The organism is Novipirellula artificiosorum, assembly GCF_007860135.1.
Lineage (GTDB): Bacteria > Planctomycetota > Planctomycetia > Pirellulales > Pirellulaceae > Novipirellula_A > Novipirellula_A artificiosorum.
Genome location: NZ_SJPV01000001.1, coordinates 1,526,617 through 1,548,099, shown reverse-complemented (window position 1 = coordinate 1,548,099; position 21,483 = coordinate 1,526,617). Strand labels below are relative to the sequence as shown.

17 protein-coding genes are annotated in these 21,483 nt (G+C 55.8%); 6 read left to right on the top strand and 11 right to left on the bottom strand.

All coding sequences use genetic code 11. The features are described 5' to 3' along the window. Positions 1–69 precede the first annotated feature (69 nt). A complete protein-coding gene (locus Poly41_RS05480) occupies positions 70–1,002 on the top strand; it encodes a glycosyltransferase family 2 protein (protein ID WP_146524825.1) in 933 nt (310 codons plus the stop codon). Between the two features lies 1 nt (position 1,003). On the opposite strand, the gene Poly41_RS05475 is transcribed toward Poly41_RS05480, so the two are convergent. From Poly41_RS05475 to rpsL, 6 genes are all read right to left on the bottom strand, one after another. Further along, positions 1,004–1,237, bottom strand: a complete 234-nt coding sequence (locus Poly41_RS05475) for a carbon storage regulator (protein ID WP_146524824.1) — start codon at positions 1,235–1,237, stop codon at positions 1,004–1,006. A 336-nt stretch (positions 1,238–1,573) separates the two neighbouring features. After that, positions 1,574–1,702, bottom strand: coding sequence for a hypothetical protein (locus tag Poly41_RS35390; RefSeq protein WP_261344884.1), 129 nt, complete (start codon positions 1,700–1,702; stop codon positions 1,574–1,576). Positions 1,703–1,860: 158 nt separating this feature from the next. Further along, positions 1,861–2,967 carry an S-methyl-5-thioribose-1-phosphate isomerase gene (gene mtnA, locus Poly41_RS05470; RefSeq protein WP_146524823.1) on the bottom strand — a complete coding sequence of 369 codons (1,107 nt, stop codon included), beginning with the start codon at positions 2,965–2,967 and terminating at the stop codon, positions 1,861–1,863. A gap of 21 nt (positions 2,968–2,988) precedes the next feature. Continuing rightward, positions 2,989–5,082 carry an elongation factor G gene (gene fusA, locus Poly41_RS05465; RefSeq protein ID WP_146524822.1) on the bottom strand — a complete coding sequence of 698 codons (2,094 nt, stop codon included), beginning with the start codon at positions 5,080–5,082 and terminating at the stop codon, positions 2,989–2,991. A gap of 190 nt (positions 5,083–5,272) precedes the next feature. Next, positions 5,273–5,743 carry a 30S ribosomal protein S7 gene (gene rpsG / locus Poly41_RS05460; protein WP_146524821.1) on the bottom strand — a complete coding sequence of 157 codons (471 nt, stop codon included), beginning with the start codon at positions 5,741–5,743 and terminating at the stop codon, positions 5,273–5,275. A 117-nt stretch (positions 5,744–5,860) separates the two neighbouring features. Further along, positions 5,861–6,226: a 30S ribosomal protein S12 gene (gene rpsL, locus Poly41_RS05455; protein ID WP_008708955.1), complete on the bottom strand. Its 366-nt coding sequence runs from the start codon at positions 6,224–6,226 to the stop codon at positions 5,861–5,863. Between the two features lie 499 nt (positions 6,227–6,725). Between rpsL and Poly41_RS05450 the strand changes: the two genes are divergently transcribed. Both Poly41_RS05450 and Poly41_RS05445 read left to right on the top strand, forming a co-directional pair. Then, positions 6,726–7,856 (top strand): hypothetical protein, encoded by a 1,131-nt coding sequence (locus Poly41_RS05450; protein WP_146524820.1) that lies wholly within the window; start codon positions 6,726–6,728, stop codon positions 7,854–7,856. A gap of 334 nt (positions 7,857–8,190) precedes the next feature. Beyond that, a complete protein-coding gene (locus Poly41_RS05445; RefSeq protein ID WP_146524819.1) occupies positions 8,191–8,718 on the top strand; it encodes a hypothetical protein in 528 nt (175 codons plus the stop codon). A 36-nt stretch (positions 8,719–8,754) separates the two neighbouring features. On the opposite strand, the gene Poly41_RS05440 is transcribed toward Poly41_RS05445, so the two are convergent. Further along, the gene (locus Poly41_RS05440) at positions 8,755–10,479 is read right to left on the bottom strand and encodes a serine/threonine-protein kinase (RefSeq protein WP_146524818.1); all 1,725 of its coding nucleotides are present in this window, start codon (positions 10,477–10,479) and stop codon (positions 8,755–8,757) included. 146 nt (positions 10,480–10,625) lie between these two features. After that, positions 10,626–14,177 (bottom strand): CRTAC1 family protein, encoded by a 3,552-nt coding sequence (locus Poly41_RS05435; RefSeq protein WP_197231080.1) that lies wholly within the window; start codon positions 14,175–14,177, stop codon positions 10,626–10,628. Positions 14,178–14,388: 211 nt separating this feature from the next. Between Poly41_RS05435 and Poly41_RS05430 the strand changes: the two genes are divergently transcribed. From Poly41_RS05430 to Poly41_RS05420, 3 genes are all read left to right on the top strand, one after another. Next, a complete protein-coding gene (locus Poly41_RS05430; protein ID WP_146524816.1) occupies positions 14,389–15,156 on the top strand; it encodes a TlpA disulfide reductase family protein in 768 nt (255 codons plus the stop codon). A gap of 189 nt (positions 15,157–15,345) precedes the next feature. Beyond that, the gene (locus Poly41_RS05425; RefSeq protein ID WP_146524815.1) at positions 15,346–16,299 is read left to right on the top strand and encodes a TIM barrel protein; all 954 of its coding nucleotides are present in this window, start codon (positions 15,346–15,348) and stop codon (positions 16,297–16,299) included. Positions 16,300–16,461: 162 nt separating this feature from the next. After that, the gene (locus Poly41_RS05420) at positions 16,462–18,453 is read left to right on the top strand and encodes an NAD(+) synthase (protein ID WP_146524814.1); all 1,992 of its coding nucleotides are present in this window, start codon (positions 16,462–16,464) and stop codon (positions 18,451–18,453) included. A 12-nt stretch (positions 18,454–18,465) separates the two neighbouring features. Here the strand turns inward: Poly41_RS05420 and Poly41_RS05415 are convergent, their stop codons facing one another. The 3 genes from Poly41_RS05415 to Poly41_RS05405 all read right to left on the bottom strand — a co-directional run bounded on the left by Poly41_RS05415 (position 18,466) and on the right by Poly41_RS05405 (position 21,319). Next, positions 18,466–18,882: a hypothetical protein gene (locus tag Poly41_RS05415; protein ID WP_146524813.1), complete on the bottom strand. Its 417-nt coding sequence runs from the start codon at positions 18,880–18,882 to the stop codon at positions 18,466–18,468. A 46-nt stretch (positions 18,883–18,928) separates the two neighbouring features. Next, positions 18,929–20,476 (bottom strand): hypothetical protein, encoded by a 1,548-nt coding sequence (locus Poly41_RS05410; protein WP_197231079.1) that lies wholly within the window; start codon positions 20,474–20,476, stop codon positions 18,929–18,931. Between the two features lie 192 nt (positions 20,477–20,668). Next, a complete protein-coding gene (locus tag Poly41_RS05405) occupies positions 20,669–21,319 on the bottom strand; it encodes a hypothetical protein (protein ID WP_146524811.1) in 651 nt (216 codons plus the stop codon). Between the last annotated feature and the right edge of the window lie 164 nt (positions 21,320–21,483).

Genomic DNA, 21,483 nt, shown 5'->3' with positions numbered 1-21,483 from the left:
TCTGTGTCGATATTTCTACCGAAAAAGAGAGAGTACAACGAGCCTGGCGTTCTTCCCCGAGGTGTATCGGTGCCAAAAATCCCTCTCCTTCCCCATCTGAGTGTCGTCGTGCCTGTTGGTCAGGACACGGTGGCGTTCGAAAACAGCCTCATCAGCGTTCTCGAGCATCAACCAGCCGCATGTGAAGTGATCGTCGCACATGACGGACACTACGACGATCCGTTCGGTTTGAGCGGTGAAGTCCGCTTCGTCACAGCAGATTCATCCGATGAGCTCGACCTGATCGCCAAGGGAGTGGATTCGGCTCGCGGGCGATTAGTCCATGTCCTCGGCTCTGGTTTGAAAGCAACCGCGGGATGGACGGATGCTGCGCTGGAGAAATTTGAGCATTCTGACGTCGTATCGGTGGCGCCGGTGGTGAGGCAAATCCGTTCCAACCAAATCCTCGCCGCAGGATGGCATGATCACCCGGGACGGTTGTGTGAACCGACCGGAGCAGGCCAATCCGCACTGGATCGTCGGGACGTCGCTCGAATCGACGGCGTTTTCATCGAAGCGTCGTTCTGGCGCCGAGAAACGCTGCGCGGAGCGGTCCATTGCTATCGGGGAACCGATCTGCTGGAGGCGTCCTACTGCGCCGGATTAGCCGCCAAGACGTCCGATTGGCGTTCCGTGACCGCGGAGAACTGCGAAATCCAGGCCGAGGACGGGGTGGTGTCATGGAACACGCCCTCTTTTCGCCGGGGGAAACGGCTCGCCGCAATCCGCCAAGCAATCCTGGGCGATCGAAAGCCGCTAAGTGATGCGTTCGCCGGTATGATCTGCAACCTCACACGACCTTCACGCCTGAGCGAAGCTCTCGGCCAATTCTCAGCCAATTCCGCCGCGGCTGAAATGCAGCGGCGAGTGAGAGTTGACGAAGTCAAGCTGGCAGCCGAGGCGTTGCAAGAAACAATCCGAATGCAAAAACCGGTCTACGGGCGTCTTCGTCGCGCCGCTTAGATCACCGATCCGCCTGGCTAGCGACCGAAACGGTCGACTGTTCCACAACCACCGACATCGGGGACACGCCCCGCGGCGAGATCTCCTTTTGGTCGAGTTCCCCCCGCACAATTCGAATGTCTTTGGGGGCCTCGATGCCGATCGCAACACGGTTCGCAGAGATGCGATTGATCGTCAAAACGATATTCTCACCAATCAATAGCTGCTCACCCTCTTTGCGGCTTAATACTAGCATTGCTCTACTTCCTTGACTTGCTTGTTAAATGTTGCGAACAAGTTCCTTCTACCAACAAATGGTGTGCCAATCTTGGACACACGGCAGGCTCTGGTGCTAGGTTCGTTTGTATTCTTGAACTTTATTGCGTGTTTGACCACGTTTTTGTTCTTTTATTCGTGCAAGAACACGAAAGAAACGACTGACCCTGTATCAGACACCTTGCGCGGAAACGGTTCGCGTCGATTCCGAATTGATCTTCCTGTCTCGCATTGAGACAACCCAAAAGACCACGTTGGCTCGACAACAGAAGTATCAGCCGGTGCTGTGACAAGTCTGGTCACCGCGAAGGGGAATCTACAAGAAATCGCAAATCTTTTTCTCTACGGATCGTAGCTTCGCCGAACCGCCATAACCCGGATTCTCCAGGAACTCACTATCGAGTTCCTTCAGGTCATCGCGGGGCAGGCGTGGAGGGTTATTCATCCGTCCAAACCTATTCCCCGTAACCCTTTGTATGCAATCAGCTTACATCGATTGAGTCAAAAACAGACTGCGCACGTTGGAGTGGTAGGCTTTAGCCGATTGCGCAAGGATCCAGTACGCAATCGGCTAAAGCCTACCACTCCAACGAATCATCCGCCTTAAGCCTGCTCAAAGTGTTTTGCTAGCTTTTCACGATTGGGATGCCTCACCACGCCCCGTTCGCTAATCAGTGCCGTGACCAATTCGGCGGGTGTCACATCGAAAGCGGGGTTGATGACTTTGGCGGCATCGGGAACCAGTGGAACGCCGTAGGGTCGAGCCACTTCGTCTCGGTGTCGCTGTTCGATGGGGATCAAATCCCCACTCGCCAACTTGGGGTCAAAGGTACTCGACGGTGCGGCGACGTAGAACGGAACGTTGTGGTAGCTCGCCAGGACTGCCAACGGGTAGGTTCCAATCTTATTCGCGACATCACCGTTGGCAGCAATGCGATCGGCGCCGACGATTGCGGCGTCGATGCGACCGGTTCGCAGCAGCGATCCTGCCATCGAATCGGTCAGCACGGTGACGGGAATGCCTGCTTGAGACAGTTCCCAGGCCGTCAACCGTGCGCCTTGCAGTAAGGGTCGCGTTTCATCGGCAAAGACGTTCAGCGTGTGGCCTGATTGGTGCAAATGGTAAATGGGTGCCAACGCGGTTCCCCACATCGACGCCGCCAATCCACCCGCGTTGCAGTGGGTCATGACCGATTCGCATTCGCTCAGCAGCGACGCCCCGTGCCGGCCCATGGCTTTGCACATTTGCCGGTCTTCATCGTGGATGGCGATCGCTTCGGCCACCAATCGATGATGCAGTCCGTCGCCGGCCCCCACCGATTCGACGACCGTTCGCATTCGCTCGAGTGCCCAGAACAGATTGACGGCGGTCGGACGGCTGCCGGCCAATCGATCGATCGCTTCAAGGTAGGCCATCGGCGAACGATTCCCATCGGCATCTCGAGCCAAGCAGACGCCGTAGCCTGCGGCGATCCCAATCGCCGGTGCGCCGCGAACGACCAGGCGAACAATCGCGTCGAAAACCTGCTCCACCGTGCCGCACTCGACGGTCACGAAGTCGGCGGGCAAGCGTGTTTGGTCGATCAGCACGAGCGTGTCATGGTCGTGGTTCGACGGCGCCGCGAGGGGCGAGTTGCCGGTCGCGGACAGAGCGTCGGCAGGGAAACACTGCTTTGCCTGACCACGGATGTAGGAAAGAGTCTCGGTCATGTCCGTCCCATGGTTGCTGCCCTAATACTGAAACGCTTCCGCGTCTGCTTTGGGGGCGGGTTGATAGCTGTGCGGTTCCATGCTGCTACCCGCACGTCCTTGGCTCAAGCTGCGAACGGCACTGCTGTAGCCGAACAATTCCTTGAGCGGCGCGTGTGCGGTGATCACCGTCATCGCGCCCCGTGTTTCCGTTGCCGCGATGATCGCTCGACGTTGCTGCAGGTCACCCACAATCTCGCCCATGTAGTCTTCGGGTGTGGTGACTTCAATTTTCATGACGGGTTCAAGCAGCACGGGGCCAGCCGCTTCCAATCCACGATCAAAGGCATCGCCTGCGGCAATTCGAAACGCCACTTCATCACTGCCCTCTTCGTGGACCTCAGCGTCATAGGCTTCGATCTTCACACCCGAGAGTGGAAAACCTGCGATCAAACCGCCTCCTTGAGCCCGCTGGCGGAGCTCTTCGATCGCCGCAGCGCGGGCATTGCCTTGCAACGGACATTCAGCCGGCAAACGATCAAACACAAGCACCGGAGCCGAGGGATCCTCCAAAGCGGCCACCCGAACCTTCAATCTCGCAAACATATGTGACGCACCAATTTGCCGATTGCATTGTCCGGTAACATCGGCATGGCCACCAATCGTTTCGCGGTAATTGACTCGTGGTTTATAAAACTTCACGTTCAAGCCAAAATCACGCGTCAACCGATGTTGGATCACTTCCAAATGCAATTCGCCCATCCCACTGATTAGCGTTTGCCCCAGTTCCGCGTTCTCGACCGCTTGGAAGGTTGGGTCTTGCCGTTTGAGCATCTCCAGGATTTCTTCCAACTTCTTCCGATCCGCCGTACTTTCCGGCTCGATGGCCATCGACAACACGGTTTCGGCAAACTTGATGCTTGGTAGCTCGATCCACTGCTTTGTGTCACAAAGCGTGTCCCCCGTGATGGCAAAACGCGGGCCGATCAAACAGCAGATGTCGCCGGCACCGACCGAGTCGATCTGACCATCGCGATCTTTCTTGGTCGCATGAATTTGCCACAACTGAGCAACGTTTTCTTTCTTGTCACGGTTGGGACATTGGACGCGTGAGTTCTGCTTTAATTCGCCGCTGTAAACACGCAGCCAATAGTTGTCACCCGTTTTGGCGGGCAAAATCTTGAACACCAAACCACAGAAGGGTTCCGTCGAATCGGGTTTCCGGCTCAGGACCTTGTCTGGCTTCTTGGGGTCAACGCCTGCCACCGGTGGTCGATCCAACGGGCTGGGCAAGTAGTTGCCCACGGCGCTCATCAGCGGCTGCACACCGATCCCGTGCAGCGCCGATCCGCACAACACCGGCTGGATCGTCATCTCGATGCAACCTTGACGAATCGCTCCGACAATCAACTCGCGCGGCACCGGCTTTTCTTCCATCGCCAATTGCATCGCTTCGTCGCTGAGTTCGTAGACGACGTCGAGCATCTGCTCACGCCACAACGTCGCCTCATCGATCAAGTCGTCGGGGATGTCGGTCTCGCTAACCTGTTTGCCTTCGGTTTCCGGGTCATACACCATCAGTTTCATTTCGACCAAGTCAATCACGCCGCGAAAGGGATTGTTGGTGTGGGGCGGTCCTTGGCCGACCGGTATTTCAAGCGCCACGGGCCGGCCACCGAGTCGCGGACCGATATCGTTGAAGACGGCCTCAAAGTTCGCTCCTTCGCGATCCATCTTGTTGATAAAGACGATTCGCGGAACCCCATACTTGTCCGCTTGTCGCCAAACGGTTTCGCTTTGCGCTTCAACGCCTTCGCGTGCGGAAAAGACCGTCACGGCGCCGTCGAGGACGCGCAAGCAGCGTTCGACTTCGGCCGTGAAATCGACGTGCCCCGGTGTATCAAGCAAGTTGATGGAATAGTCTTTCCAATTGTATTTGACGCAGGCGCTAAAGATCGTAATCCCGCGTTCTTGCTCTTCAGGGTCATCGTCGGTGTCCGTCGTCCCAAAGTCGACGCGACCCACACGATGCTTTGCCCCGCTGAGGTACAACATCCGCTCGGTCACGGTCGTCTTGCCGGCATCAATGTGAGCGATGATACCGATGTTGCGAAGTTTAGAAATATTGGTGGCCATCCGATTGCGAGCTTATCCAATTGCGGGCTTAGAGGTGGAGGGTCAGTTCAACACTGACAAGAAAACAAAGTACGAGACGGTGACTGTATCTTAGCGAGTGGCTGCTGCAGGTAGATTACCGCAGCGCATAAAAAACCGCGACCGGGTGAGACACCGGATCGCGGTTGTTGAATCATTTCGAGCGAGCATCCTACCAAGCGAAGTGAGCAAACGCCTTGTTCGCATCCGCCATGCGGTGGGTATTTTCGCGTTTCGTGTAAGCGACGCCTTCTTTCTTGTAAGCAGCCAACACCTCATCGGCCAATTTCAGGTGCATCGGGCGACCCTTCTTGTCTCGCACCGCAGCAAGCAACCAACGAATGGCCAAACTTTGCTGGCGAGTCCGATTGACCTGCATCGGAACCTGGTAGCTCGCACCACCGACCCGCTTGCTGCGAACTTCGATGTACGGTTTGATGTTCTCAACCGCTTCCTCGAAGATCTGAATCGGCTCGGAATCGGAATTCCGCTTTCCGATCTCGGCTAACGCGTCGTAGAACACCTTTTGTGCGGTCGTTTTCTTGCCATCAAGCATCAAACAATTGATGAACTTGCCTGCCAACATCGAATTGTGCTTCGGATCGCCTTTGAGCGAGGTCCGGCTAGCTGTGATACGTCCCATAATTGATTTTGGTTAATCGGTGTGGATCGGGGTGGCCTTCGCGATGGACGCGAGCAAACACCGAGATCAAAGTGCTGGATCAAAAACGTTAAATGCGATTCGTTACTTCCCGTCGCCCTACTTCTTGGCGCCGTAACGACTTCGCGACTGCTTCCGGCCGTCGACGCCCAAGGCATCACGCGAACCGCGGACCACTTGGTAACGAACCCCCGGCAAGTCACGAACTCGGCCGCCGCGAACCAAGACGATCGAGTGTTCCTGCAAATTATGGCCTTCGCCAGGGATATAAACCGTCACTTCCTTGCCATTGCTCAATCGTACACGCGTAATCTTCCGCAACGCCGAGTTCGGCTTCTTGGGAGTCATGGTACGGACTTGCAAGCAAACGCCCTGCTTTTGAGGACATTTTTCCAGAACAGGCGACTTGCTTTGGCTCTTTTTCAGCTTTCGTCGTTTTCGGACGAGTTGATTAATGGTTGGCATAGGAAGGTGTTTGTGGATCTTTTCCGTCGAGCTTGAGTCAATTGGAAGGGCAAGTATCCGTTTCCGGGCTGTTCTGTCAAGAGCTACCGAAGCGAAGTCGTGCGTAGAAGCGGCGAAAATTGCTCTCCAGTGCCCAAAAATCGCCGAAAACGTTTGCTCTCGCAAAATTGAAGACACAATTATCGGCAAACTTCGTTCGAAAAACGCTCCGGGATGTAGAATAAGGGAGTCTGCCCTGCGATCGACGACGGCCCCGCCGCTCGGTCAAGGCGACAACCTCGGGAGCATTCCTTGACCCCGAAATATTCCCTTTGCTCGGAAAACCCTTTGATGGACGTCAAGGTTAAAACTGCGAGTTGGGACGTAGTGGACTTCGCCAGAAGTCCCTAAGAAAATTTGAGTTACGGATTTCTGGCGAAATCCACTACCCTAAAATTTAATGCTGACGGTCCACTAGCTCCTATCGGACCACTTCGCGACTCACTGACACCCCCTTGCCATGACGACTGCCATCGACCGCTGCCATTCTCTCCTCGCCGCTACGCTGTTTCTGGTGCTGCCTTCAACCGTCGCGTCCGCCCAATGGTTCGGGGGTGGTGTCCGAGTGCGTGCTCCGTATGTCGCAGTCGATGTCGCTCCTTGGGGGGCCGCGCGCGTACGTGCTCCCTTTACGTCAATCGACACGGGGATCGGCTATGGGGCTTACCGTTCTTATGGAGCAGGCATCTACGACTATCGGCCGTACAGCTACGGCTACCGTTCGTTTTACCCCGGCTACGGTCCGCTGATTCCTGGATTCGTTGTCCCGACGATCCCGCGTGATTACGGCCTGCCAAGTTACGGGGTCCTGCCAAGTTACGGGGTCTCCCCAAGCTACCGTGTCCCCAGCCAACGCGTACCGGGTTACAGCTATCCGGAATACGACTACCCCGATTACGGTGGTTCACGCTATGACGCCGCCTCCCCAGCAGGCCCACAAGACACGTCTGCCTACGATTCCGCAGACGCCCCGAACGGGCTGCAACCGCCGATTTGGGACCAGCCCGTCTATCCCGAGGGCGGTTTCAATCCCAACCTCTCCAACACCACCCTGGCTCGAGCGGCGGCCCAGCTTTCCGATGGCCTCGAATTCCTCGGTGACGAGGCGGAGGGATGGCGCGACTATTTGGCTCCGCACCGCATCGTCGAGTGGGTCGACTCCGGTTCGCCCTCGACGGACCTACTCGCCGAACTCGTACTGCACTATGACGGTGTGGTCGGCAATCCCGAATTGGGCTGGATCACCTCGCTTGCCGGCTTTGCTGAAACTCGGCATCAACTTCACCTTCGAGTCGACAACGGCGATCCGCGGTTCCTGTCCGAAAGCGGTTCACATTCGCCATTTTCCAATCCTGCATCGCCGGCAAACAACTCTGACGCATCGGGCCGGTCCGTTCTCGAGCCGCTGCCGGCTCCCGAACCCGATCTTGGCGGCAGCTCATCAACGCAAGGACCGCAGTCAGGTCAACCCACGCTCGCTCAGCCAATCAAGCCAGCACAAACGCCATCCGAGAAGGCCTCGAAACCAGCAGAGAAGAAACCGGCCTCCGACGATGATTACCTTGATCCCTATGCTGAAACGGGGATTTAACGAGCGTTTCCTCCAATTTTGAGTTGAGGACGACCTCAACGTCGCTCGGCGGCCTTGCACCGAAACTCTCGTTAGAGGACCGCCGCGCCACCTTCAACCGGACCCTCGATTTGAATCGGGACAATGCACCCGCCCCGGAATTCTTGCCGGTTTCGTGTTGCTACGGTCTTTTGGCGAAACACCTGCCGACGCGGGTGGTTTAACATCCCTAGCTCCCCGACACGCAGGTATCGGGCGAATCCTCGCTTGCTGCGACGATTGGTGCCGAGCAGCAGCTCCCCAATTGCGGCTTCGCCTGGCTGCGTGCTTTCCCCCCTTTGATAGAGTAATGTCCATGAAGATCCGAATGATGAGTGTGTTGGCATTGGCCATGTGTTTGACGATCCCCGCTAGCGCCGACGAAACAACAACGAAGAAGCGAGGCAACCGCGGTGCCAGCCGCAGTGCTGCCAATCAACTGATCAAGCAGCTTGAGAGTGTCCAGTTAACGGACGCGCAAGTTGAGAAGATCAAAGAGATGGCCAAAAAGGTCGATACGGAAATGAATCAGATTCGCGAGTCCGCCAAGTTAACGCCTGAACTGTTGAAAAAGCGGATGGAAGCCCAGCAGTCGATGAAAGACTCGGACAAAAAAGGGAGTGAGATGGTTGCCGCGATCAACAAAGCCGCCGGGCTGACCGAAGCTCAGGCCGAAGCCATGAAGAAGATCATGGCGGTTCGCCAGAAGTTGCAGAAGGAGGTCATGGCAATTCTGACCGACGAACAAAAGGAACTATTGCCGGAACGAATGACGAAACCTGCTGGCGAGAAAAAAGCCAACCAAGGCGGCAAGAAGCGAAACAAGAACAAGGAAGCGACTTAGTCCGTGAGTTCATGGCCGCCGACAACGGTGAACCGCCTACTCGTTGCCTCTGCCAAAGTAGTCACTGAGGCCTCGGACCCGGCGGATCATCGAAACAAGGCATAGGCCAAGAACCACCAGTCCCGACAAATAGATCACACAGAAATCCGTCCGCAGCGTCATCGGATCCTCGACGCTCACGCAGAGCAACAGGAATCCGATGGCGCAGACGGAAGTCACGAAAACGACAAAGCGGGCTCGATAAAACAGCCCGCTGGCGGTGATCATCATGGGATAGCCGACCAGCAATAGCCCGCGTGGGGGATCCGCCCAATAGATGAGCGTGGTGTAGGTTGCAACATCAAACGCTGCCCACAACCAATGCGCCACGTCGGTCATTCGGTTCACCACCGAAAGACGCTGAAAGAGCAGGCTACCGACGAGCCAGACGAGCAACAGTGTCACCTTCAATTTCGTGTTCTGCGAATCGGTCTCGCGAATCAACTGTGCCGCGATGACCACCAGCAAGACCGAGAAAATCCCGCAAAGATGACTTACTAAGATCGGTTCACGCCGCCACCACATCTGCATACGATCGGAAAGCGTCGGGCGTGGACGGAGGATGGGCTCGTTGAGTAGGAAACGTTGCAGATCCAACTGCATCTGCTCGGCGGACGGGTAGCGTTGTGCAGGATCCTTCTCCATCGCTCGCATGCAAATCGTCTCCAGATCACGAGGAATCTGTTTGCATAGTTGTCGTGGTCTTGCAGGGTCCCGATCAACGACTTGCAACAAAACGTCGAAGGGAGTGGGACCGTGAAACGGAGCTTGACGAGTCAGCAACTCGTACAGCACCGCGCCGAGCGAATAGAGGTCACAGGACGCTGGATTCTGAATACATTTTCCGCTTGCCTGCTCGGGTGCCATGTAGGCGGGAGTGCCGAGAATTTGCCCAGCACAGGTCAATGCATCGCGAGATTCTTCTTGTTTGGCTAAACCAAAATCAATCAAATAGGGCTCGCCTTTCTCGTCGACCAGGATATTGGACGGTTTTAAATCGCGGTGGATCACACCCTGACGATGAGCGGTCGCGACGGCATCGGCGACCTTGCTCATGATCTTTGCCGCTTCTCGCGGCTGTATTTGCCTTCGCCTCACCAATGAGCTTAAGTCCTCGCCATCGACGAACGCCATGGTGAAGTAGACCAGCCCGTGTGCTTCGCCTACTTCAAAAATGGGGACGATGTTCGGATGCTTGATCGCCGCCGACGCTTCCGCTTCAAAACGAAAACGCCGCAGTTCTTCCTCGCTTGCCAATCCCGCGGTCCGCATGATTTTCAGTGCAACGACGCGGTTCAAACTGCAGTGCAAGGCTTCGAAAACGATCCCCATTCCGCCGCGGTCGATCTCTCGCAAAAGGGAATAGTCACCAAACGAAATGGGAAATTCGGTTTCCCCAAAGCGAGCAAGCGACCACACTCGGCTACCGCTACGATGATCCTCGGAGGAATGGAGCGTCGCGTAAGGATCCTCTTCACTCGGCGGTTCGAAGAGCTCGTCTACCGCACCATGAAGCCGCTCGTGATCGTCCAAGAACTCACAGATGGATTTTGCATATCGCGGATAGTCACGATCCAGAGCATCGCGATCGACCCTTTCACCGCGTTCCACGGCGGCGATCAAGTCAGCAAGCAAGCGTTGGAAAGCAACATCCTCATCTTCGCGATGCTCGTCTTCGCGATCCTCGTCATCACTGTCCGTTTTGGGGCCTTCGTCCGGCATCAGCTCTTACACTTGTCTGGAATCCGCACGACCTCAGTGCGATCCCCCCCATCGTACCTCATCAACGAGGGTACCGAATCACCCCCTGTTGGGTCAGGCACGCGCGGCGAATGGAACCGAACCTCCACAGATCAAGACCCCCCATTTTATTGCCGGAGACTACGAACGGATCGAGTATTGTATTTGCGGCGATACTCAACGTGGGCCGGCGTTTTGGGATAGTGTTCGGATGGTGGGTAGGGATACGCGCTCATGCCGTGAAACGGCAGCGGCGAGATCGTATCGGGCTCAGCCGTATACAAGTCCATGTCCTTGCAATAGCTGTCGGCTTTCAACAGGTAGCTGCGAGTGAACCCGTCCCGCAAAGGTTCGAGCGAATCGACATCAAACTTCAACGTCAATTCCTCGCCTGGACCAAAGATGACATACCGGTCATCGGGTTCATGGAGCAGCTCCGTGACCTCACCGAACCGGGTGTAGTCACCTTCTTGACGTTTCCACGGCGCCCCCCGATCGATGTTGGTGTAGTCCAACAAGTTAGGATGGCGACCATCCGGTGAGTACTCGCGTGGATAACCCCGGTCATGCAACTCGCCGTTAGCAACCGAAATCTCTTGGATCCTCATCTCCATCTGTTCGCGATGTTGCATCAAGAAGATTTGATCCCAAAACAATTCCATGTTTGTGCGGATTCGGACGCGTCGATCGCCAGCGCGAAGGTGCCCGGTGACGTCGAGCGTCATGTAATGATTGAGACCCGCAGGGTAGCCAAACTCGACAAACTCGTCGATCCACTTGCCGTCGCGATAGACCGAGAGGGTCGGTGCTTTGAGTGGCAACTTCGCTTGGTCGGTGGCAAAATTTGTCGTTGAATAACTGTACTCAACCCAACCATACGCACACAGAATTAACCGCAAGTTTGGATCCAAATCATCCATCGCATCGCCGAAATCCAATTCGACGTAATGGTCGTCGGCGTACCCCAAAAACCGCGGATCGAGATCGGTCGCACCCGCGTATTGACGGTCAATCGCTTGCACGGCCGCAGTCACATTGCGGCCTTGATGATCGGTAGCGGCAACCGGCCGAATCGGATCGTTGCACAAGAACATTTCAAAACTCGGCGGGCTGACATTGATCGCCATCAGCTCGGACGGATAGACGGTTGTCCCGACGGGGTGATCGACCGCAACCAATTTTGCTTCGTCAAAATAGACCGCCTCTTCAAGCGGTTCGAGAACTTGCATCACAAATTGACCCTCCACGGGAGCCAACTTCGGAAGGGGGACATACTCGGTCGGATCCGGTTGTCCGTAGATGCCGGGCGCGGCGAGGTAGCCCAGCCCACCCATGCCGCCGAAATCGCTAACAAACTCATAGCGATCGCCATTGAAGACAAACAAATGGGGGCAGGAAGATATTTTGCGTTGCAATTCAGCGAGTTCGACGACTTGGTCCGCAGCCAACTCCAATTCGGCTTGCAGCACCCCGTCGGGCCAAACGACCCTTAACCACTGGACACTCGTCGCGTCGCCCAACCCCGCATGGATCCGCAATGGGGGCATGGCGACCGAGCCCGAAGGCGCCCCGACGACATACTGTTGCCAAACCCTGCCGCTCTTCACATCCACTCGAGTGCCCAGCGCCGATTGGTTCGAACGCGTTTTCTTTTCGCTTCCCTCGGCTCCGGCCATCTTCAGCCCGACCCAGTGGGCATCCGCCGAGCGATTGACCAAGATGAAAGGAGCCTGCCCGATCGGATTGAGAAACAAATCACATTTTCCATCGCCTGTGAAATCAGCCGCCACGCAACTGCTCGGCCCACCCGTCTCGATCGCCGACAAAAGAGACTTCGGGTTGATGTCCGACAGCGATTCAAACGCCGGTTGCGGCCACTGGTTCACAAGAATGGCTGGACCGATCGAACCATCCTTGCGAGCGGCATCACCGATGACGATATCCAAATCACCGTCGTTGTCCATGTCAACGAACTGCCCCCCTGTTCCCCCCATCCCGCCATGAGCATCGGCGAAACGAGTCAGTGCGGTAAAGTGAAAGTGTCCATCGTTTTCGAGCAACGTCATACCATCGGTCGTCCAAACCAATAAGTCACGGTCGCCATCTTTGTCAGGGTCCCCGGTTGTGGCGCCAAGGACATGCGTCATCGTTAAACCCGACTTCTCCACATCCGCAAGATGGCTTGACCAGGCTCGATCATTGACCCAAACGGTGGGGAGTTGATCCGACGCCTTGAAAAACACCATATCCAAGTCGCGGTCGTTGTCGAAATCACCCGAAACAACCAGCGACGCGTTCATCGGATCATCAAGCCCCAAGGGTCCAGTCAAATCCTGATACGTTCCGTCACGATTGTTTCCGAGGATGCTCGATCGAACCGCTGGGGCATCCGGCGATGGCGGTATCGATTGCGAAGCCGATCGGCATGCGACCAAATCAAGATCGCCATCACAATCGACGTCGATCATCCGAGCACAGGTGGTCACCCAATCCTCGTCTGCCTGTTTCACCGAATCGACGCTCTGGAATGTGCCGTCACCGCGATTGACAAACAACTGGTCCTTCCCCACGCGGCCCAGCCAAAGATCGACATCTCCGTCGTTGTCCACATCCGCAATGCAGGGTGAAACGCCTTGCGTGGCAATCGCCGCGCCCTCGGAGAAGTGCCCGAAACCATCATTCATCCAAAGCGTCGTTTTGCCTTCCTCATCCAAAGCGGTCAAACACAAATCAAAATCACCATCGTCGTCGATGTCCTCCGCGGCGACACCCGCCAAGCGAATGCCGGCGCCCTCGGGTGCACTCCGCTGTTTCCAATCCACCAGCATGGCGTCGAACTTGAGAACCTCAGGCGAGAAATCAAGCCTCACTTCCGTCGCGGGGCGAGGCGACAGTGGAAGGTTGTCGGCGCCGAGCACTTGGTAGTACTGTCCGGACGCTCCGTAGACCTTGCCAATGCTGTAGATTTCTGGGGTCAACTCGGTCGACTTTAGTTTCTGAAACCGTTCTGCCAACTCCATGGCTCGCTGCGGGTTACCGGCTCGTTGGTATTCAATCATCAACCGGTAGACCGCCGACGTGAAACCGGGATCGTTGTCGACAATGTCCGTTAAAATCTCGCGAGCCTGTTCATGATCGTTCGAGCCAATCAACAGTTCGGCATAACGAAAACTGACAAACGGGTCTTGAGGATCCAGCTCATACACGGCTCGAAAATGCTCGAGTGCTTTCTCGTTGTCCCCTGCGTGCTGGTAATAGGTTCCGAGCGAAAAGTGAGCGTGTTTATGATCGGGATGGGCTTGCAAGATTTCGAGGAACAAATCTCTCGCCCGCCCGAGTGTTTCCTTGGCACCTTTTTCGCCATTCAGATTCAACAGCGCCAAGCCAATATTGAATTTCGCAGCGGTCCAATCCGGAGCCAAATTGAGGGCCTTTTCAAAGGCTTCTGCCGCGTCGCTGTATTTGTACTGCTCGATCAAACCCGCGCCGCGATTGAATTCGGCTAAGGCTTGCCCTTCGATTTCGGCTCGTTCGCTCTGCGGAGCCGCAAGCGGCATGGTCGAGACGGTCTCGTTGGACCGTTGTGGTAAACCCGCCTGTTCGGCTGGGTTCCTTCCACAACCGGCGCAGCATGCCGAGAGAGCCAACAAGAGCGAAAAATGGCGAAATAAAGGGTTCATAGGTGGGTTGCGAGAGTGAGGAACGAAGTCGGCTTGCAATTGTTGCTTGTTTGTCAAGTTCCAACAACGGCCAAGGGTTTGCCCGCGTGGGAAGTCTTGGATGCTAGCAGACGAGGCCGTGCGATTTTCGTCAGGGCACTCTCCGCAGACGGCTGCTTGGCGATAGAATGGCGGTACAGGACTGTTTCCTTCAACGACCTCGAGCCTAATCATGATGATCAAACACTTCAGCCCCCTGCTTATCACTTCCATTTCCCTCGCCATCTCGCTCAACGGATGTGGAAAACAGGAATCCACATCACCGGTCGTTGTCTCGCCTCCTCCATCGGCAGCGATGACTCCATCGACAGCGATGAACAGCGAAACGCCTCCCAAGGAGACCTCATCGATCAACGATGCTGCTGGCGGTCTCGAATTACCGCCGAGTGAGGATCCCGCGTTGGAAACCTCCCCTGAACCGCCGGACAAATCGGAGGGATTGGAAATGCCCCCAATCGACTCCGACCAGAGCAGCACCGGGGCGCGAGCAAGCGATACCATCGCCTACGCATCTTGGCAAGAAATCGAACAGCAGATCACGTTGGTCAACAAATTGACCGTGGTCGATTTCTGGTCACTGTCTTGCCAACCCTGCCTGGAAGAGTTCCCCGGCTTGGTGCGATTGAACAAAGAATTGGGTGACAAAGTCAAATGCATGTCGGTCGATGTCGACTTCGACGGCCGCAAATCTCGGCCACCAGAATCCTATGAAGAACGCATCGTCAACTTCTTGACCTCCGTTGGAGCGACGTTCCCCACGTTCATCAGCCAAACCGCCAGTGACGAGATTTTTGCCGAGCTTGAGCTCGCGTCGATTCCAGCGGTCTTCGTCTATGACGCGGAAGGTAATTTGGTGAAACGGTTTGTCGACGCCGGTGAAACGGCGGGTTTCAGCTACGACGAAGATGTGATCCCGTTTGTCAAATCGCTTGCAGGCTGAGTCTGCGTACGGATCGCTTCGACCGCGAAACAGTTTGTCTGAAAGGTTCGTTGTAGGCAGACGAAGATTACCAAGCGAGCGGACGACACACGCCGGATCCGGCGGTTATACTGGGGTGCGAAGAGTACGAATCGGGTGGCCGACCCACCAGCGCAGCACATTCAAGCCATTAATTCCTCGAGACGAACCATGCAACGAAGAGAGTTTTTAAAGTCTGCCACCGTGACCGGAACCGTCGCGATGCTGACCCCATCCGCACTCACCGCCCAAGACGCTGCCAGCAGCGTCAAGACTTTCAAGTTGGGTTATGCACCTCACCAAGGAATGTTTCGCAACCTTGCTGGCGACGACGTGATCGATCAGATCAAGTTCGCGGCTGACCAAGGCTTTACCGCTTGGGAAGACAATGGGATGCCTTCGAAACCCGCGGAACTGCAAGAGAAGATTGGCAAGACACTTGATTCGCTCGGCATGCAAATGGGCGTCTTCGTCGCTTACGCCAGTTTCGACAAGCCGACCTTTGTGAGGCCCGAAGAAGATTCAACCGCGGAGATTCTTCAAGCGGTCAAGGATGCGGTGACCGTGGCCAAACGCGTCAATGCAAAGTGGTGTACGGTCGTGCCCGGCAGCGTGGATCAACAACATGCGGACAGCAAGTGGAATCGTTACGGTGGCGGCCGCTTGGCTGAAGGCTATCAAACAGCAAACGTGATCGACATGCTAAGACGCTGCGTTGAGATCGTGGAACCCGAAGGCTTGGTGATGGTCCTTGAACCTCTCAACTGGTACGCCAATCATGGTGGAACCTTCTTGCAGCGGAGCGATCAGGCCTACGCGATTTGTCGAGCGGTCAACAGTCCCTGTTGCAAGATCTTGTTCGACATCTACCACCAACAAATCACCGAAGGCAACTTGATCCCGAATATTGACGCCAGTTGGAGTGAGATCGCGTATTTCCAAACGGGCGACAACCCCGGTCGCAAAGAGCCTTACTCGGGCGAAATCAACTACCAAAACGTCTTCCAACACCTTCACCAAAAAGGCTACAAGGGGGTCGTGGGCATGGAGCATGGTTTAAGTGGAAAAGGAAAAGAGGGCGAGCAGCAATTGATTGAAGCGTATCAAAAAGCAGATGATTTTTAGCGATCGATAAACAGAGTGAAAGCGTGACGACCGAGTGGCAGTGGTGAAGGCGTCACTGCGATTTCGTCTCACTCGTATCCCTGCACGCCAAAGCGTGAAATCCAACTTCCTCCTTCGCACGTTTTAACGTGTACTTCGACACCCTATCCTCCGACGCGCGCTGTGCCCTTTAAGGATTTCTACCGAATCTCGACCGTTTCACCTGTTGTTCGTGTTGCCAATCCGGCTGCGAATGCCTTGGCGACCATCCGGATCGTCGAACAAGTTGACTCGGACTTGGTCGTCTTTCCGGAACTTGGATTGACGGGGTACACGTGTGGCGATCTGTTCGCCACCGATTCGCTGCTCAGCGCATCGATCGATTCACTCAACACGATCGTTCAACATAGTCTTTCGCATCCCAAGGTGGTGATCGTAGGCTTGCCGGTTGCGGTTGACGACTCGTTGATGAACGTTGCGGCGGTCATTCACGCGGGACAGCTCCAAGGAATGGTTCCAAAATCGTTCCTACCCACCTATCGTGAGTTTTACGAGGGACGCCACTTTCGAGCCGCCTCCAAGAATGACCCCGGGGCTCTCAAGTTGCTGGGGCAAACGATTCCGTTTGGAACCGATCTGTTGTTTCAACACGACCCTGCGGTGATTGCGGTGGAATTGTGCGAGGACTTGTGGACGCCAATTCCGCCTTCAAGTCGTGCGGCGCTTGCGGGAGCCAATGTGTTAGTGAATTTGTCGGCGAGCAATGAAACCATCGGCAAAGCTGCATGGCGACGCGATTTGTTGCGCAGCCAATCAGGGCGTTGTATCGCCGCCTATGCCTATGCGTCCGCAGGTCCCGGTGAATCGAGCAGCGACTTGGTGTTCGGCGGGCATTGTTTGATCGCAGAAGCGGGACTCATCTTGGCCGAAGGAAGATCGATCATGGATGATCCGTCCCCCACCGACGAAACGGAAACAATCGTCACCTGCGACGTCGACCTGGGGAAACTCGCTCACGATCGTCGTGTGATTGGATCGTTTGACGATGAAAAACAGTCCTTGCAAACCGTTTACCGTTCGATCGAACTGCCACGTCGTGATGGCGTGACCGCGTCACCGAACCGACCGCTGCTTCGCCAGGTGGACGCGCAGCCTTTTGTTCCCAAGCAATCGGACGAATTGGAAGCGCGTTGCGAAGAGATCTTCGCGATCCAAACGGCAGCGTTGACCAAACGGTTGTCCCGTCTGTCAGCGAGTACTCCGCTGTCGATCGGTATTTCCGGAGGGCTCGATAGCACCTTGGCGCTGTTGGTGGCGTTGCGGGCGTGCGACGCAAGCGGAATCCCACGGACACGCATCCATGGGATCACGATGCCGGGCTACGGCACCACCGAACACACCAAACGAAGCGCCGACTCACTCATCGAGTTGACCCGAATTAGCGGCGACACCATCGACATTCGCAAACTTTGCCTCGACACGTTCTTCGCGATCGACCATTGCCCACTTGGCATCACCCTTGACGAACAGACAACCCCCCAATCGTTGCAACAGGCACTTAGCGAGGTTTCACCCAAAGCAACGGATTTAACCTTCGAAAACGTCCAAGCTCGCGTTCGAACCCTGTTGCTGATGAGTCGTGGTTTTGTACTGGGTACCGGTGACATGAGCGAGCAAGCGCTCGGATGGTGCACCTACAATGCTGACCACATGTCGATGTACAACGTCAATACCTCGATCCCCAAAACGTTGGTTCGGTTCTTGGTACGGTTTGTAGCCGATCACTATTTTAGCGGCGACATCACGCAATTGTTGCATCGCGTTGCCGACACACCGATTTCGCCCGAGTTGCTGCCACCGGCTTCCGACGGGACGATCCGGCAAGAAACCGAAGCGTCTATCGGCGCATACGAGCTTCACGATTTCTTCCTCTATCAGTTCGTCCGCTGCGGTTTCAATCGAAAAAAGATCTTGTACTTGGCAAAGCACGCTTCGTTCAGCCAACCGTACGACAACGCGACAATCGAAGCAACGCTCGCCACGTTCTTCGACCGTTTCTTCAAGAACCAATTCAAGCGAAACTGTGTGCCGGATGGGCCAAAGGTCGGTTCGGTAAGCTTGTCACCACGAGGTGATTGGCGAATGCCGAGTGATGCGGATCGAGATGCGTTTTAGGGCGTGCAGAGCTTATGCCTCAAAAAAACGTCGCCGAATCATGCTCAACTGAGCGATCTGTTCCGGCTTGAAGCGAAGGGTTTCCTTGGCCTGGGTAACGGCAGCATCAAACAAGGATTCGCCTAAGAACAGGCTCGCCGGTTGTTCCAACGCGGATGCAGTTGCAATCGATTGTAACATCTTCGTGCCCGCACGATTGACTCGGTGCGCTCGACACAATTCGACAAACAAAGACTTCGGGCAATTGAGGGACTGAGTGTGAGTGCGATAGACGCGGTATCCGGCAAAGACCAATCCCACCAAGATAGCGGCAGCGAGCACCAGCCAAATGGCCGACATCCCGCTGTCAACCGTCGTTTCACTATATTGCATGCTAATCTCAGCCATCCGAGTTTCGGCAATCAACGCGGTGAGGAACATCGACATCATGGTTCACGCAGGGGGAGGTAAGGGAATCGAACGACAAAAATGACAATCAAACCAACGACGCGCCACGATGTTCGAGCGCTTTGATCGCAGCATCACGGACCGGACACGGCGGCAGCGCGGCCATCTCCTTCAACAGCGTCAAGGAACGCGTGCTTTCGGCATGCGCCATCACTTCACAAGCCAACATGCGGGCTTCTTGGTGATCTTCTCGCGAAATCCTCTCAAAGGCATCGCCTAGCAGATCGACCGCAGCCAAGGCGTCTGCCGCAGCGATCGCCGAGAGTCTCTTCTTCAAAACGGGATGACGAAGGCCGTCACGAATCCGAGCGATTGCGTCGGAGTCAATGGTCAAGACAATTCGCCCAATCGCACGCCGGTGTTCCGCTGGTAACGCTTGCAGTCGGTCCAACATCGAATCCACATGAAGGGGTTCGAGCGTTCGTCGTACCATCCGGACCAAAGCCGCGTCGGGATGATCGAGTAGTTGGATCATATTTTCAAGAAGCTGAGCATTGGGATCCGCCTGAATGGCGGCGGAGTCACCGCTGGCCAAGACGACTGCGGACCGCAACCAAACTTTGACGTTCGGGACTTCGCACTTTCCCAAGCCAATCACCGATGCCGTCACGACGCCAGGACCGCCACGCTTGAGCGCAGCGACCACGGTTCGCAAGTACCCCATCAAGTCCGCGTGTGCTTGGTTGTAAACGAATACCGCTGCGGCACGGTGGTCTGGGCTAATTTGATCCATGAGCTTTGCATCACCGAAACAGCAAGTTGGAATACCAACCTCGGCCAGGTTCCGTTGCACAATCGGCGAAGGCTCGTGTCCAATCGTTCGCAAGTAGAAATCGCGATAGACTTCATCACGGCGATCGGCCAAAATTTTCAGGATAAACGGTGGGACGCTTCGGCGATGAAGAAACCCTGTCAACAACTCGACAATGCCGACGCGCGAAGTCCGATGCAATCGCTCGGCGATGCGATTCCGGCATTGCGAATCGGGGGCAATCAAATCACGCAACTCGGCATCACCCCACGTGCACACCATCAAGAACGCGTCAACCAAATCCTCATTTCGATGGATGCTAAATCGCTTCACCGATTCGGCCAACCTGGCAAGAATCGGCATCCGAACGGAGGGCTGCCCCCTTTCGGCTCTTGCGTCACGTCCCAATTGGTGGACCAATTCTAGAATCGTCTTTGTCGCCGATTCGCGAACGACCTCCGAGGGATGGATTTCCGCAATCGGAATCAAGTGACAAACGGCCGCCTGGACCCCTAACGTTTCGGTCGCCGCGATCGCTCGCCCCAAATTCGCGTCTCGCTGCTGAAGCGAATTTTCAATGGCCGGTGCAATCCAATCTTTCTTGTTGCGCAAATGACGGCGACATTCCAAGTCCAAGGATTCCCAACGTGACAAAACGGCTTCGCCACACTCCGGTTCACTTCGACGAAGCAGCGCTTGAATCGTCATCAACCGCGTGGCCGGATTTGGATGATCGATCATGCTGACAAGTACGTCGACCGCCGCCCGATTTGAAGAACCGGCCAATTGTGTATAGGTAAGCTGAAGTCCTTGCATGGTTATCACGACGATCAAAGGAAGCGGGTGGCTCGAGCTTGCGTCTCGAGGCGGGTGTCGCCTCGGGGCAATGACAATTGCTTCCCAAACCTAGCTCTTAGGACGGTGTCAAATCGTTGCGAATGCCGGCAATTTGATCGGCGAACACGCCCGCGGAACTCCGTAATCGCTACGATCGATACAAACCGCTCTCAAATGGATTTACGCTGCTTTGCGGACTCGATCCGACACCAGCTGGTACGATTTCCAGGTGCCATCATCGCTGTAAAAGATGGAGGTTTTTTCATGGCAAACCCGTCGAAGCATCCCCAGCGTTGGCGGAGTTTGCCACTTTTCCGCTGACAACCCCATGACAACCACGTCGACTCGACCGATGGTGTGCGACAACCGCATCAACCCTTGGTCGACAGCGTCAGGGAAGATTTGTGGCGAGATTCCCTCGGCCCGGACTCGCTTGTGAAACTGCATCAGCGTGACCGCGCCCTCCCCCAATTCGAACTGGTCGATGGCCGCATAACGCAACTTCGCGTCGGGTCGGGATCGTTGAAGGCTCGAGACGATTGCAACCGCCCGCGCCCCATCACCGACGCCCACTTCCAGTAACGTGTTGATTTCCAACGGCTTCAGCAGCTTACAGAGCCCCGAATCCGAGTTCCGGCCTGAGCCGATGTTCAATCCGAACCGACTGCGACTGGGCTTGGGATCCAGCTTTTCGCTGGCCGCCCGTTCCGGAGTCCCCTGGGCCGTCGAGGCAGCCGATTGGCTCTTCTCGTCAGGACCACCATCGAGCGGTTGTTTTTTCGCTTCAGAGGATCGCCCACACAGAGAATTCCAAAGTTTCAGCAGCGACATCGGTCGGAGGCCTCGCAAATCCAGCTTTCGCGGTAACAGATATGACGACTCGTCATATTGTGTCGGCAATTCCGACCACCTCGATCGATTGGTTGTTGAGAAAGTCGGGTTAGGTAGGTGGTGGGCGAGTCTGCGATCTAGGCTTTCTTTGGCAGCCGCCGAAA

Bases quoted from the DNA above. Each gene is read 5' to 3' on its own strand.
- Poly41_RS05435 (WP_197231080.1), bottom strand. From the start codon at position 14,177: ATGAACCCTTTATTTCGCCATTTTTCGCTCTTGTTGGCTCTCTCGGCA.
- Poly41_RS05475 (WP_146524824.1), bottom strand. From the start codon at position 1,237: ATGCTAGTATTAAGCCGCAAAGAGGGTGAGCAGCTATTGATTGGTGAG.
- Poly41_RS05450 (WP_146524820.1), top strand. From the start codon at position 6,726: ATGACGACTGCCATCGACCGCTGCCATTCTCTCCTCGCCGCTACGCTG.
- Poly41_RS05430 (WP_146524816.1), top strand. From the start codon at position 14,389: ATGATGATCAAACACTTCAGCCCCCTGCTTATCACTTCCATTTCCCTC.
- fusA (WP_146524822.1), bottom strand. From the start codon at position 5,082: ATGGCCACCAATATTTCTAAACTTCGCAACATCGGTATCATCGCTCAC.
- rpsG (WP_146524821.1), bottom strand. From the start codon at position 5,743: ATGGGACGTATCACAGCTAGCCGGACCTCGCTCAAAGGCGATCCGAAG.
- Poly41_RS35390 (WP_261344884.1), bottom strand. From the start codon at position 1,702: ATGAATAACCCTCCACGCCTGCCCCGCGATGACCTGAAGGAACTCGAT.
- mtnA (WP_146524823.1), bottom strand. From the start codon at position 2,967: ATGACCGAGACTCTTTCCTACATCCGTGGTCAGGCAAAGCAGTGTTTC.
- Poly41_RS05425 (WP_146524815.1), top strand. From the start codon at position 15,346: ATGCAACGAAGAGAGTTTTTAAAGTCTGCCACCGTGACCGGAACCGTC.
- Poly41_RS05440 (WP_146524818.1), bottom strand. From the start codon at position 10,479: ATGCCGGACGAAGGCCCCAAAACGGACAGTGATGACGAGGATCGCGAA.
- Poly41_RS05405 (WP_146524811.1), bottom strand. From the start codon at position 21,319: ATGTCGCTGCTGAAACTTTGGAATTCTCTGTGTGGGCGATCCTCTGAA.
- Poly41_RS05415 (WP_146524813.1), bottom strand. From the start codon at position 18,882: ATGATGTCGATGTTCCTCACCGCGTTGATTGCCGAAACTCGGATGGCT.
- rpsL (WP_008708955.1), bottom strand. From the start codon at position 6,226: ATGCCAACCATTAATCAACTCGTCCGAAAACGACGAAAGCTGAAAAAG.
- Poly41_RS05445 (WP_146524819.1), top strand. From the start codon at position 8,191: ATGAAGATCCGAATGATGAGTGTGTTGGCATTGGCCATGTGTTTGACG.